Origin of the sequence: Arthrobacter sp. NPDC056691 (genome assembly GCF_042791415.1) — a bacterium.
Lineage (GTDB): Bacteria > Actinomycetota > Actinomycetes > Actinomycetales > Micrococcaceae > Arthrobacter.
Map to the genome: position 1 here is coordinate 1 of NZ_JBHTXX010000031.1, position 12,525 is coordinate 12,525.

Sequence of the window (12,525 nt, forward strand, 5' to 3'; positions counted from 1 at the left end):
CCCGTCGGGCTTAAAAACCCCCGCGGGCGGCCCCCCCCTTCCGAAAGGGGCGGACCGCCGTCGTCGTATTGGTTTGTTTGCTGAGCTTCGGGCTACTTGAGGCCGAGCTGCTTGGTTGGGACCTTGAAGGTTTCCTTGGCCGTCAGGGCCGAGATGGCTGCGATGACGCAGATGACCGCGGTGAAGATGCTGATCTGCACCCAGCCGCCGGGCTTGATGCCGCCCATGGCCGCGACGATGGCCGGGGCGAAACCGGCCATCAGGAAGCCAAGCTGCGTGCCGATGGCCAGGCCGGAGAAACGGACCTTGGTGCTGAACATCTCGGCGTAGAAGGATGGCCAGACGGCGTTCGCGGCGGCGTAGCCGCACGAGAAGAAGGCGATGGCGGCCAGGAACATCAGCGGCACGTTGCCGGACTCGAGGCTCAGCAGGAACAGCGGCGCCAGGACCGCGCTGGAGAGGGCGCCGTAGATGTAGACCGGCTTCCGGCCGATCCGGTCGGCCAGCTTGCCGAAGAGTGGCTGGGTGCCCAGGGCCACGAGGTTGGCACCCACCACGAGCCAGAGGGTGGTGGTGCCGTCCACGCCGGCCACGGTCTTGGCGTAGCTGATGGCGAGGGTGCCGAACACGGTGGACACGGCGGCGATGAAGGCGCAGCAGATCACCCGGAGGACGTCGCGCCAGTGCGCCTTGAGCAGGTCCGCCACGGGCAGCTTGGCGATTTGTGCTGACTTCTGGGCGGCTTCGAAGGCCGGCGGCTCGTGCAGGGAACGGCGGATGAAGAAAGCGACTACAACAACCACGGCGCTGAGCCAGAACGGGATCCGCCAGCCGATGCCGTACTTGATTTCGTCCGGCAGCGCGAGCACCGGAATGAAGACGAGCGCCGCCAGGATCTGGCCGCCCTGCGTGCCGGTGAGGGTCCACGACGTGAAGAAGGAACGCTGGTTGTCCGGCGCGTGCTCCAGGGTCATGGAGGATGCGCCGGCCTGTTCACCGGCCGCGGAGAGGCCCTGGCAGAGGCGGGCCAGCACCAGGAGGGCCGGAGCCCACCAGCCCACGGTCTTGAAGTCCGGCAGGCAGCCGATCAGGAAGGTGGAGGCACCCATGAGGACCAGGGTGAACATGAGGACCTTGCGCCGGCCCACCCGGTCACCGAAGTGTCCCAGGACAACGGCGCCGATGGGCCGCGCGATATAGGCAAAACCAAATGTCGCGAAGGACATGATGGCGGCGTTGGCGTCCGCGTCCGGGAAAAACACGTGCGGGAAGATCAGGGCGGCTGCCGAGCCGAAGATAAAAAAGTCGTAGTACTCGACGGCGCTGCCGAGGAAGCTGGCAAGGGCTGCCTTCTTCGGTGTCCCGGCCGGGGCAACAGTGCCCGGCGCGGCGGACGGGATGGTCTGGCTCATGGTGTTCCTTCAGGGGGACGACGTTGTCGCGGGATAAGTCGGGGATCGCGGGCCGCCGTCCTGGTTGGGGAGGGGGCAGCGGGAGGTCCTTGGAAAGACGCGGACCGAGTAGCCACATGGTGAGAGCTACTTGTGCGATACAGCAATGATGGCTGTGAGGGCAGTCACCTGTCAAGAAACCTGCTCACGATCTAGAAATAGCTCTCACATTGTGGCAACATCGGGTTATGAGTGTGAAGGAAGCCACAGGCGAAGACGCCTCCCCAGATGCCCCCGTTGAAGAAACAAAGCCCGCCAGGGGGGAGTCCCGCACCGATATGGTGGGCAAAGCGCTGGGCCTGCTGGTCCTGCTGGGGGACGAGCCCCGCGGCGCCAGCGCGGCGGAGATTTCCCGCCGCGCGGACCTTCCCTTCAGCACCACCTACCGGCTCCTCGGCTCGCTCACCCGTGACGGGTTCGTGGACTACGAGCCTGACGGCCGCCGCTACCACCTCGGCTTGCGCATCTTCCAGCTGGGTCAGGCGGTCTCAAGCCACCACGGCTTCGCCGGCACGGCGCTGCCCATCCTGCGCCGGGTCACCGAGCAGACCGGGGAGGCCACCATCCTCTCCGTCCGTGACGGCATGCACCACCTCACCGTGAACAAGGTGGACGGCCCGCAGACCTTCCGTGTGACCAGTGACCCCGGGTTTCTCGGCGCGCTCCACACCACCTCCGTGGGCAAGGCGCTCGTGGCCTTCGCCGAGGATGAGGACCGCGAACGGCTGCTTGGCGAGCTTCCGCTGGAGCCCCTGACCGCCCTGTCCATCACCGACAGGGATGCCTTCCGCGCCGAAATCGAGAAGGTCCGGCGGCAGGGGTACGCGGTCATGGATGAGGAAAACGAGCTGGGCATGCGGGCCATAGCCGTGCCGGTCTTCAATTCCCAGGGCGTTGCCTTTGCCTCCCTGGCCACGGCCGCTCCGGTGTTCCGGCTCAGCGTGGAAGCGATGGTGGCGCTGGTCCCCCTCCTGCAGGCGGCCGCCGTCGAGCTTTCAGCCAGGCTGCCCCAGCGCTAGGGCTGCCTCGGCAACAATGGCCAAAAACGCAATTGTTCGTATCTAGAACAAGAGTGCATCATATGAACTTTTCCTGTACTGTTATCCGTATCACCCGGCCAGCATGGGGCGCAGCAGGCGCCCGAACCGGCCGAGTGCCGTTGTCAAAGGAGCCGCACGCATGAGCAATCGAACCGAGTCCTATCTCATTGGACTTGTTGGGGATGGCGTGATGCCGTCCCTCTCGCCCTCCATGCACGAACGCGAAGGCGACCTCCAGGGCGTCCGCTACCTGTACCGGCCCATCGACCTGCACGAGCTCGACCTGCCGGCCACCGCCGTCGGCGACCTGCTGCAAAGCGCCTACCGGATGGGCTTCAACGGGCTGAACATCACGCACCCGTGCAAGCAACTGGTCCTTGAACACCTCGACGACATCGCCCCCGACGCCGAACGCCTGGGCGCGGTCAACACCGTGGTCATCCAGGACGGCCGGTTCATCGGCCACAACACAGACTTTTCCGGCTTTGCCGCCGCCCTCGCCTCCGGACTTCCCGGGGCCAAGCTGGACCGCGTGGTGCAGCTGGGAGCGGGCGGTGCCGGATCCGCCGTCGCGTACGCCCTGCTGACGGCCGGCGTGCAGACGCTGGAGCTCGTGGACATGGATCCGGCGCGCTGCGCCGAACGTGCCGCCGAGCTGGCCGGCTTCTTCCCGGACCGCACCGTCACCGCGCGCACGACGGCGGAGCTGCCGCAGCTGATGCCCGCCGCTGACGGTCTGGTGCACTGCACTCCCGTGGGCATGGCCGCCCACCCCGGCACCCCGCTGGACATGGCGCTCGTGGAGCCGCGGCACTGGGTGGCGGACATTGTCTACCGCCCCATCGAAACCGAGCTGGTCCGCGAGTCGCGGGCCAAGGGCTGCCAGGTGCTCGACGGCGGACGCATGGCCGTGGGCCAGGCCGCCGACGCCTTCCGCATCTTCACCGGGCTCGAGCCCGACGCCGAACGGATGCGCGCCCACTTCCTGGAGCTCATCGCCGCCGAAGAGGTGGCCGTCTGATGCGCACCGGAATCGCCACCGTCTGCCTCTCCGGCACCCTGAAGGAAAAGATGCAGGCCTGCGCCATCGCGGGCTTCGACGGCATCGAAATCTTCGAACAGGACCTGGTCACCTCCTCGCTCAGCCCCGAGGACGTCCGCAGGATGGCCGCGGACCTGGGCCTTACGCTGGACCTGTACCAGCCGTTCCGCGACTTCGACAGCGTGGCCGAGGACCTGCTCGCCGCCAACCTCCGCCGGGCCGGGGCCAAATTCCGGCTCATGTCCCGGCTGGGCATGGACACCATCCTGGTCTGCTCCAACGTCGCCACTGCCACGATCGACGACGACGACGTCCGCGCCGCGCAGCTCGCCGCCCTGGCGGACCTCGCGGGCGAGCACGGCCTCAAGGTCGCCTACGAGGCCCTCGCCTGGGGCAAGTACGTCAACGACTACGAACACGCCCACCGCCTCGTGGAGAAGGTGGACCACCCCAACCTCGGCACCTGCCTGGACTCCTTCCACATCCTGTCCCGGGACTGGGACACCGCGCCCATCGAAAACATCAACGCGGACAAAATCTTCTTCGTCCAGGTGGCCGACGCCCCCAAGCTCTCCATGGACGTGCTCTCCTGGAGCCGGCACTACCGCGTCTTCCCGGGCGAGGGCCAGTTCGAGCTCGCCAAGTTCATGGGCCACGTGGTCCGCGCCGGCTACACCGGGCCGGTGTCGCTCGAAGTCTTCAACGACGTCTTCCGCCAGTCCGACGTCGAACGCACCGCCGTCGACGCGATGCGCTCGCTCATCTGGCTGGAGGAGCAGAGCGCCAAGTGGCTCGACACGAATACGCCCGCCTCCAACGGGAGCGCGGCAGGCACTCAAGCTGCCGCCCGCCGTCGTTATCCCATGGAACTGGCCACCCTGCCGCAGGTCGCAGAGCCCGCCGGCTTCAACTTCGCCGAGGTCAAGGCCGCGGACACCGGAGTGCTCGAAAAGGTCCTCGGCCAGCTCGGCTTCGAGTTCAACGGCCGCCACCGCACCAAGGACGTCCAGCTCTGGACCATGGGCCACGCCCGGGTGATCATCAACGAACAGGCCCCCGCAGCCGCCGAGCCGGCCATCGCCGCACTGGGGTTCGACGTCGACTCCCCGGTGATTGCCTCGGCCCGCGCCCAGCAGCTCAAGGCCCCCGTGGTTCCCCGGAAGAGCCAGGCCAACGAGGAAGTGTTTCAGGGCTTCGCCGCCCCCGACTCGACCGAGATCTTCCTGTGCCAGGGCAGCCCGGACGGCACCGCCGCCTGGACGGCTGAATTTGGGCAGACCCGCGGGTCCGGTGAGGGACTCTCCGGCGCCCGGGCGGCGGTGATCGACCACGTGAACCTGGCCCAGCCGTGGCAGCACTTCGACGAGGCCGTTCTTTTCTACACGAGCGCCCTGGCGCTGGAGCCGCAGCCGTACGCCGAAGTGGCCAGCCCCAGCGGCCTGGTCCGGTCGCAGGTCATGCAGACCTCGGACCGGGACGTGCGCCTGGTGCTGAACCTGGCCCCGGTCATCCAGCAGGACGGCGCGGCCCCGGGGTCGGCCCCGCGGAAGACCTACCAGGAGCACATCGCCTTCGCGGTGGATGACCTGGTGGCCACCGCCCGCGCGGCCCGCGACCGGGGACTGGCCTTCCTGCAGATCCCGGAGAACTATTACGAGGACCTGGACGCACGCTTCGACCTCGACCCCGGTTTCCTGGACACGCTCCGGGACCTCAACCTGCTGTACGACCGCGACGCCGACGGCGAGTTCCTGCACTTCTACACCGCCACGGTGGGCAGCGTGTTCTTCGAAATGGTGGAACGCCGCGGCCACTACGACGGCTACGGTGCGCCCAACGCGCCGGTGCGCCACGCCGTCCAGTACGACCACCTGCACGACCTGACCCAAACCAACCACTGATTCCCACCACAGATTGAAAGGAGGCTGCTGTGCCTGAAGACGTGAACCTCGCAACGTACAACGCCGACGCGCTGACCGAGGACCTGTCGGACGCAGTACCCGCAACCCCGGCCGCCCCGCAGGCCGTCCCCGCAAGGAAGCCCCGCGTGGAAACCCAGCAGGATCTCAGCGCGGAGATCAAGGCCCTCGGAGACGCCTACGCCCGCGCCCTGAAGGACGGTGCGGCGCCGGAAACCCAGCCGCGCCTGGACTTCCCGCCCTACCGCAGCAGCCTCCTGCGCCACCCCACCAAGAGCCTGCACCACGCGGACCCCGAAACCATCGAGCTGTACTCCCCGGCGTTCGGCCACCAGGACGTCCACGAGCTGGAATCGGACCTGACCATCCAGCACAACGGCGAACCGCAGGGCGAACGCATCATCGTCGCCGGCCGCGTGCTCGACGGCGACGGCCGCCCGGTAGCCGGGCAGCTCGTGGAGATCTGGCAGGCCAACTCCTCCGGCCGCTACATCCACAAACGCGACCAGCACCCGGCACCGCTGGACCCCAACTTCACCGGCGTGGGCCGCTGCATCACCGGTCCGGACGGCTCCTACCGCTTCACCACCATCAAGCCCGGCGCCTACCCGTGGAAGAACCACCTCAACGCCTGGCGTCCCGCGCACATCCACTTCTCGCTGTTCGGCTCGGAGTTCACGCAGCGGATCGTCACCCAGATGTACTTCCCGGGCGACCAGCTCTTCCCGCTGGACCCGATCTACCAGTCGATCGTGGACCAGGATGCCCGCGACCGCCTCGTGGCCACCTACGACCACGACCTGACCCAGCCCGAATGGGCGCTGGGCTACAACTGGGACATCGTCCTGACAGGCTCCAAGCGGACCTGGACCGAGAACGAGGCGCTGGGCGCGGAAGGCGACGACCATGAGTAACTCCACCAAGCTTGTTCCCACCCCGGGCCAGACCGTAGGCCCGTTCTACGGCTACGCCCTGCCCTACACCAAGGACCGCGAACTGCTGGCCCCCGGATCCCCGGGCTCCATCCGGCTCCAGGGCACTGTTTACGACGGCGCCGGGCACCCGATCCCGGACGCCATCCTTGAAATCTGGCAGCCGGACTCCGAGGGCAACATCGTCCACCGGACCGGTTCCCTGGTCCGCGACGGCTATACCTTCACGGGCTTTGGCCGCAGCGCCGTCGGCAACACCGGTGTCTACACCTTCACCACCGTCAACCCCGGCCCCACCGAACCCGGCGCAGCTGCCTTCATCTCCGTCGCGGTCTTTGCCCGCGGCCTGATGAACCGCCTCTTCACCCGCGTCTACCTGCCGGAGAACGAAGAAGCACTGGCGCAGGACCCGCTGCTGTCCTCGCTGGATCCCGAGCGCCGCAAGACGCTGATCGCACGCCGCGACGCCGACGGCGGACTCACCTGGGATATCCGCCTGCAGGGCGAGGGCGAAACCGTCTTCCTCGACTTCGAGGGAACCGGAACCGGGGGCGCCGCAAAGTGACCGGCTTCCAGGCAGCGGGCGCCGGCGCGCTTTACGGCGACGCCGGACTCGGCGGCGACTTTGGCCTGCTGAGTCCCGTATCGGCGTCGCCCTTGGTGGCGGCCCTGACGGGTGACCGGGCCGTCCTCGCGGCGATCCTCGCCGTCGAGGCCGGCTGGGCCGCGGTGCTGGAGCAGCATGACCTTGCTCCCGCCGGTTCCGCTGCCGTGGTGGCCCACGCCGCCGACGCCTCCCGGTACGATCTTGCCGATATCTCCCGCCGCGCCCAGGGCGGCGGGAATCCGGTGATCCCGCTGCTGGCCGACCTCCGGACCCAGGTCAGGGCGCTGGACACCGCCAATGTGGGGGCCAACGGTGTTGGTGCACTGCGTGCGGTGCACACCTCGCTGACCAGCCAGGACGTCCTGGACACGGCCCTGATGCTGGTGGCCCGCAATACCGTTGCGGCGCTGCTCGCCGACGTGAAAGGCACGACGGCGGCCCTCGCCCGCCTCGCGGAACAGCATGCGGACACGCTGTGCGTCGGCAGGAGCCTGACCCAGCATTCGCTGCCGTTCACGTTCGGGCTTCGGGCGGCGCAGTGGTTTCACGGGTTGGCGGCTGCGGCACGCCGGCTCGAGGCGCTGGAGCTGCCGGTGCAGTTTGGCGGCGCGGCGGGCACGCTCGCTGCCGGTACAGTGCTGACATCGGGTTCCGCCACGGACCCCTTTGCACTCTCCGATGCGCTGGCCGCGCAGCTGGGCCTCGCCGCGGCACCTGCACCATGGCACACCAGCCGGCTGGCCGTGACGTCGCTCGGCGACGCCGTCGGCTCGGTGGTGGACGCGCTCGGCAAGATCGCCTCGGACGTCCTGTTCCTGAGCCGTCCCGAAGTGGCCGAGGTGGCCGAACCCAGGGCACCGGGCCGCGGGGTGTCCTCGGCGATGCCGCAGAAGCAGAACCCCGTGCTGTCCGTGCTGGTCCGCAGCGCCGCCCTGCAGGCCCCCGGCTTGGCTGCGCAGCTGCACCTTGCCGCGGCCACCTTCAACGACGAACGCCCCGACGGTGCGTGGCACACCGAATGGCCGGCCCTGCGCCAGCTGCTCGCCCTGGCCCTCGGCGCCGCCGGCCACGTGCGGGAACTCGCGGCGGGCCTGCAGGTCTTCCCCGACGGCATGCGGCGGAACCTGGAACTGTCCGGCCCGCTGCTGCTCAGCGAGGGCGTTTCGGCCGCGGTGGCACCGCTTCTTCCCGCATCCGGAGCCGGCGCTGCCGGATCCGTTGCCGACGGAAAGCAGCAGCTGCAGGCCGTCGTCGACAAGACGCTGCAGGCGCCGCCGGCCGAACAGGCCGCCACCTACCGCCGGCTGCTGCGCGGGGCCGTCCCCGCCGACAGGCTTTCCGACGCCCGGCTGGAGGAACTGCTCGACCCCGCCAGCTACCTCGGTCAGGCAGCCCGGATCTCGCGGCGGATCCTGGCAGCTTTCCCGGATTTTGCGCTTACTTCAACCGAACCAGACGGAAACGGAGATTCCCGTGGCTAAACCAGCAGTGAAGGCAGTGCTGCTTTCCCCCCAGCGCGCGCTGGGGGACAAACCGCTCCTGATCGTCGGGCCGTCGCTCGGCACCTCCTCGGTCCTGTGGACCCAGGTCGGCTCACTTCTGGGCAACGGCCTCGACGTCGTAGCCTGGGACCTGCCCGGCCACGGCGTCTCTGCCCCCGCCGCGGAAACCTTCAGCGTCGCGGACCTGGCGGACGCCGTCGTCGAGCTTGTTGACTCCATCGCGCCCGGTGAGAGGTTCCACTATGCCGGCGTCTCGCTGGGCGGGGCCACCGGACTGCAGCTGGGCATCAAGCACGGCGACCGGCTCAAGAGCCTCTCCGTGCAGTGCTCCGGAGCCAAGCTCGGCACCCCCGAGGGCTGGCTGGAACGCGCCGAGACCGTGCGTAGCCAGGGCACCCCGGTGATGATCCAGGGCTCGGCCGAACGCTGGTTCGCGCCCGGATTCATGGACCGCGAACCCGAAATCAGCAGCCGGCTCCTGCACTCCCTGCGCGACGCCGACCGCTTCAGCTACGCCTTCTGCTGCGAGGCACTGGCCGGCTTCGATGTGCGCGACCAACTCGGCAGCATCACCGTCCCGACGCAGGTGGTGGCGGGTGCGCTGGATGGCGTGGCCCCGCCGTCGTTCGCCGAAGAAGTGGCGACCGGCATCACCGCCGGCGGCGGCACCGCGTCCGCAGCCACACTCGAGGGCGTGGCGCACCTGGCGCCCGCCGAGGCGCCGGCCCACGTGGCCGAGCTGATGCGGAGCCTGATCACCTGGACCGAATCCCGCGGGGCAGCAAAATGACCTGGAGCAGCGAAACTTCCGGCACCCAGCGCCACGGCGTGGTCCAGCCGGACGCCACCAGCCAGGAGATTTACGACGGCGGCATGGTGGTCCGGCGCGAAGTGCTCGGCGACGCGCACGTGGACCGGGCCAACGCCAAGAAGGACGCCTTCACCGAGGACTTCCAGGACATGATCACCCGCATCGCGTGGGGCGGCATCTGGACCCGTCCGGGCCTGCCGCGGCAGATGCGCTCCGCCGTCACCATCACCGCCATGGTGGCCCACGGGCACTGGGAGGAACTGGCCATGCACATCCGCGCAGCCATCACCAACGGCCTGAGCAGGGACGAGATCAAGGAGATCCTGCTGCAGACCGCCATCTACTGCGGAGTCCCCTCCGCCAACACCGCCTTCAAGACGGCACAGCAGGTCTTCCATGAAATGGACAGCGCAGCAATGGACAGCGCAGCAACTGACACCCCTGCAACTGACACCCCTGCAACTGACACCACCCCCACCCACCCAACTAGGTAGCAGCACAGGGCGTTCCCAGCCCTGAGAACCCCCTCACCTGCTACCCAGTTGGGCCCAGAACAGACAATTCGAGGAATTCATGAACCAGGCATTTGTTTACGACGCCGTACGCACGCCGTTCGGGAAGTTCGGCTCCGGCCTCGCCGCTGTACGGCCGGATGATCTTGCCGCGCACGTGATCGGCGAGTCCGTTCGCCGGGCGCCGCAGCTGGATGTCGAGCGGATCGACGAGGTGGTGTTCGGCAACGCGAACGGCGCCGGCGAGGAGAACCGCAACATCGCCCGGATGGGCACCCTGCTGGCCGGGCTGCCGGTCTCGATCCCGGGCACCACGGTGAACCGTTTGTGTGGTTCGTCGCTGGACGCGGCGATCATCGCGTCCCGTCAGATCAACGCCGGCGACGCGAACCTGGTGCTGGTGGGCGGCGCCGAGTCGATGAGCCGGGCGCCGTGGGTGCTGCCGAAGACGGAGAAGCCGTACCCGGCCGGGGACATGACCCTGGCCTCGACCACGCTGGGCTGGCGCCTGGTGAACAAGGCCATGCCCAAGGAATGGACCATCTCCCTAGGCGAGGCCACCGAACGGCTGCGGGAGAAGTACGGGGTGACCCGGGCCCAGCAGGACGAGTTCGCCGCCAACTCGCACAACCTGTCCGCCGCGGCCTGGGACGAGGGGTTCTACGACAACCTCGTGGCCCCGGTCCCGGGCACGGACCTGGTCCGGGACGAAAGCATCCGCCCGGGTTCGTCGGCCGAGAAGCTGGCCGGGCTGAAGACGGTGTTCCGTGCAGAGGCTGCCGGTGTTGAGGGCGGCACGGTCACCGCCGGGAACGCGTCGCCGCTGTCCGACGGCGCGTCCGCGGCCTGGATCGGGTCCGAGAACGCCGCCTCGATCCTGGGACTGGAACCGCTGGCGAGGATCGCCGGGCGCGGCGCGCACGGCAACGACCCCCAGTTCTTCGGGTTCGCCCCGGTGGAGGCGGCGAACAAGGCCCTCGCGAAGGCGGGCATCGGCTGGGACCAGGTGGGCGCCGTCGAACTTAACGAAGCGTTCGCCGCGCAGTCTCTGGCGTGCATCAACGCCTGGGGCATCGACCCGTCAATCGTGAACCGGCACGGCGGGGCGATCGCGATGGGCCACCCGCTGGGTGCCTCCGGCACCCGGATCCTGGGCACCCTCGCCCGCTCCCTGCAGGCTTCCGGCGAGCGGTGGGGTGTCGCGGCGATCTGCATCGGCGTCGGCCAGGGCCTCGCCGTCGTCCTCGAAAACGTGACCGCTGGAGTGAAGGGCTAAGAGATGCTGAATTTCGTTGACACGGTCGGGGAGGCCGTCGCGGCCGTCAAGGACGGCTCCACCGTGATGATCGGCGGGTTCGGCAACGCCGGGCAGCCGTTCGAACTGATTGACGCGCTGCTGGAGTCCGGCGCCACGGACCTGACCGTGGTGAACAACAACGCCGGCCAGGGCGACCAGGGCCTCGCTTTGCTGATCAAGGAAGGCCGGGTCCGGAAGATGATCTGCTCCTTCCCAAGGCAGTCCGACTCCTGGCACTTCGACGCCAAGTACAAGGCCGGGCAGATCGAACTCGAACTTGTCCCGCAGGGCAATCTGGCCGAACGGATCCGCGCCGCCGGGGCCGGGATCGGCGGGTTCTTCACCCCCACCGGGTACGGCACCATGCTGGCCGAGGGCAAGGAAACCCGCATCATCGACGGCCGCGGCCAGGTGTTCGAGACACCCATCCACGCCGACGTCGCCCTGATCAAGGCTTTGAAGGCCGACGGCGTGGGGAACCTGGTCTACCGAAAGACGGCCCGGAACTTCGGCCCGATCATGGCCGCCGCCGCGAAGCACACCATCGTGCAGGTTTCCGAGATCGTGCCGACCGGTTCGCTGGACCCGGAGAACGTCGTGACGCCCGGCATTTACGTCAACAGCATCGTCCGTATTGATTCCAGCGGTGCCGCAGCCGCCGGCACTGACCTGAAAGGACAGGTGGCCTGAGATGAGCCTTGTAGAAATGTCCATCCAGACGTCCGAAATCCCGCTGGGCCGGGACGACCTCGCCCGGCTGGTGGCCCGCGACATCGCACCGGGTTCGTTCGTGAACCTGGGGATCGGCCAGCCCACGCTGGTCTCGAACTACCTCCAGCCGGAGCAGAACATCACCCTGCACACCGAGAACGGCATGTTGGGCATGGGACCGGTGGCCACCGGGGACCAGATTGATGAGGACCTCATCAACGCCGGCAAGATCCCCGTCACCGAACTCCCGGGCGCGTCCTACTTCCACCACGCCGACTCGTTCGCGATCATGCGCGGCGGACACCTGGACATCTGCGTGCTCGGGGCGTTCCAGGTCTCCGCCACCGGTGACCTCGCCAACTGGCACACCGGCGCCCCCGACGCGATCCCCGCCGTGGGCGGCGCGATGGACCTCGCCACCGGCGCCAAGGACGTGTTCGTGATGATGACACTCCTGACCCGCGAAGGCGCCTCCAAGATCGTGGAATCCTGCACCTACCCGCTGACCGGCGTGGGCTGCGTGACCCGCGTCTACACCGACAAAGCCGTGTTCCTCACCGGCCCCGACGGCGTCCGCGTCCGCGAAACCTTCGGCTGCACCCTCGAGGAACTCCAGGCCCTGGTGCCCGTCCCCCTCACTGCAGCCCCCGCCGTCGAGCATTAGCCTCCATCACCGCGCGAACTGGCAGCAGATGCCCTCA

The 12,525-nt window shown here is 68.3% G+C and carries 12 protein-coding genes; 11 read left to right on the top strand and 1 reads right to left on the bottom strand.

Annotated features, from left to right (window positions below):
* Positions 1–92 precede the first annotated feature (92 nt).
* Complete coding sequence (locus ACFRAU_RS20215) at positions 93–1,412, bottom strand: MFS transporter (RefSeq protein ID WP_378001214.1); 1,320 nt, start codon at positions 1,410–1,412, stop codon at positions 93–95.
* A 227-nt stretch (positions 1,413–1,639) separates the two neighbouring features.
* Between ACFRAU_RS20215 and ACFRAU_RS20220 the strand changes: the two genes are divergently transcribed.
* The 11 genes from ACFRAU_RS20220 (at position 1,640) to ACFRAU_RS20270 (ending at position 12,488) form a co-directional block, all read left to right on the top strand.
* The gene (locus tag ACFRAU_RS20220) at positions 1,640–2,470 is read left to right on the top strand and encodes an IclR family transcriptional regulator (RefSeq protein ID WP_378001215.1); all 831 of its coding nucleotides are present in this window, start codon (positions 1,640–1,642) and stop codon (positions 2,468–2,470) included.
* A gap of 160 nt (positions 2,471–2,630) precedes the next feature.
* The gene (locus tag ACFRAU_RS20225) at positions 2,631–3,512 is read left to right on the top strand and encodes a shikimate dehydrogenase (RefSeq protein ID WP_377995861.1); all 882 of its coding nucleotides are present in this window, start codon (positions 2,631–2,633) and stop codon (positions 3,510–3,512) included.
* Positions 3,512–5,434, top strand: a complete 1,923-nt coding sequence (locus tag ACFRAU_RS20230; protein WP_378001216.1) for a bifunctional sugar phosphate isomerase/epimerase/4-hydroxyphenylpyruvate dioxygenase family protein — start codon at positions 3,512–3,514, stop codon at positions 5,432–5,434. The genes ACFRAU_RS20225 and ACFRAU_RS20230 overlap by 1 nt, the downstream gene beginning before the upstream one ends.
* Before the next feature lie 83 nt (positions 5,435–5,517).
* Positions 5,518–6,366 carry a protocatechuate 3,4-dioxygenase subunit beta gene (pcaH, locus tag ACFRAU_RS20235; protein WP_378001266.1) on the top strand — a complete coding sequence of 283 codons (849 nt, stop codon included), beginning with the start codon at positions 5,518–5,520 and terminating at the stop codon, positions 6,364–6,366.
* Entirely contained in the window at positions 6,359–6,949 is a 591-nt protein-coding gene (gene pcaG, locus ACFRAU_RS20240; RefSeq protein ID WP_377995859.1) for a protocatechuate 3,4-dioxygenase subunit alpha, read from the top strand. The genes pcaH and pcaG overlap by 8 nt, the downstream gene beginning before the upstream one ends.
* The gene (locus ACFRAU_RS20245) at positions 6,946–8,472 is read left to right on the top strand and encodes a lyase family protein (RefSeq protein ID WP_378001217.1); all 1,527 of its coding nucleotides are present in this window, start codon (positions 6,946–6,948) and stop codon (positions 8,470–8,472) included. The genes pcaG and ACFRAU_RS20245 overlap by 4 nt, the downstream gene beginning before the upstream one ends.
* On the top strand, positions 8,465–9,283 hold the full coding sequence (locus ACFRAU_RS20250; RefSeq protein WP_378001218.1) for an alpha/beta fold hydrolase: 819 nt from the start codon (positions 8,465–8,467) through the stop codon (positions 9,281–9,283). Before ACFRAU_RS20245 ends, ACFRAU_RS20250 begins: the two co-directional genes overlap by 8 nt.
* A complete protein-coding gene (gene pcaC, locus ACFRAU_RS20255) occupies positions 9,280–9,798 on the top strand; it encodes a 4-carboxymuconolactone decarboxylase (RefSeq protein ID WP_378001219.1) in 519 nt (172 codons plus the stop codon). Before ACFRAU_RS20250 ends, pcaC begins: the two co-directional genes overlap by 4 nt.
* A 79-nt stretch (positions 9,799–9,877) precedes the next feature.
* A complete protein-coding gene (locus ACFRAU_RS20260; RefSeq protein ID WP_378001220.1) occupies positions 9,878–11,092 on the top strand; it encodes a thiolase family protein in 1,215 nt (404 codons plus the stop codon).
* Between the two features lie 3 nt (positions 11,093–11,095).
* Positions 11,096–11,803, top strand: coding sequence for a 3-oxoacid CoA-transferase subunit A (locus ACFRAU_RS20265; RefSeq protein WP_378001221.1), 708 nt, complete (start codon positions 11,096–11,098; stop codon positions 11,801–11,803).
* A gap of 1 nt (position 11,804) precedes the next feature.
* Complete coding sequence (locus ACFRAU_RS20270; protein ID WP_378001222.1) at positions 11,805–12,488, top strand: 3-oxoacid CoA-transferase subunit B; 684 nt, start codon at positions 11,805–11,807, stop codon at positions 12,486–12,488.
* Positions 12,489–12,525: the final 37 nt, after the last annotated feature.

Bases quoted from the DNA above. Each gene is read 5' to 3' on its own strand.
- ACFRAU_RS20215 (WP_378001214.1), bottom strand. From the start codon at position 1,412: ATGAGCCAGACCATCCCGTCCGCCGCGCCGGGCACTGTTGCCCCGGCC.
- ACFRAU_RS20220 (WP_378001215.1), top strand. From the start codon at position 1,640: ATGAGTGTGAAGGAAGCCACAGGCGAAGACGCCTCCCCAGATGCCCCC.
- ACFRAU_RS20225 (WP_377995861.1), top strand. From the start codon at position 2,631: ATGAGCAATCGAACCGAGTCCTATCTCATTGGACTTGTTGGGGATGGC.
- ACFRAU_RS20230 (WP_378001216.1), top strand. From the start codon at position 3,512: ATGCGCACCGGAATCGCCACCGTCTGCCTCTCCGGCACCCTGAAGGAA.
- pcaG (WP_377995859.1), top strand. From the start codon at position 6,359: ATGAGTAACTCCACCAAGCTTGTTCCCACCCCGGGCCAGACCGTAGGC.
- pcaC (WP_378001219.1), top strand. From the start codon at position 9,280: ATGACCTGGAGCAGCGAAACTTCCGGCACCCAGCGCCACGGCGTGGTC.
- ACFRAU_RS20260 (WP_378001220.1), top strand. From the start codon at position 9,878: ATGAACCAGGCATTTGTTTACGACGCCGTACGCACGCCGTTCGGGAAG.
- ACFRAU_RS20265 (WP_378001221.1), top strand. From the start codon at position 11,096: ATGCTGAATTTCGTTGACACGGTCGGGGAGGCCGTCGCGGCCGTCAAG.
- ACFRAU_RS20270 (WP_378001222.1), top strand. From the start codon at position 11,805: ATGAGCCTTGTAGAAATGTCCATCCAGACGTCCGAAATCCCGCTGGGC.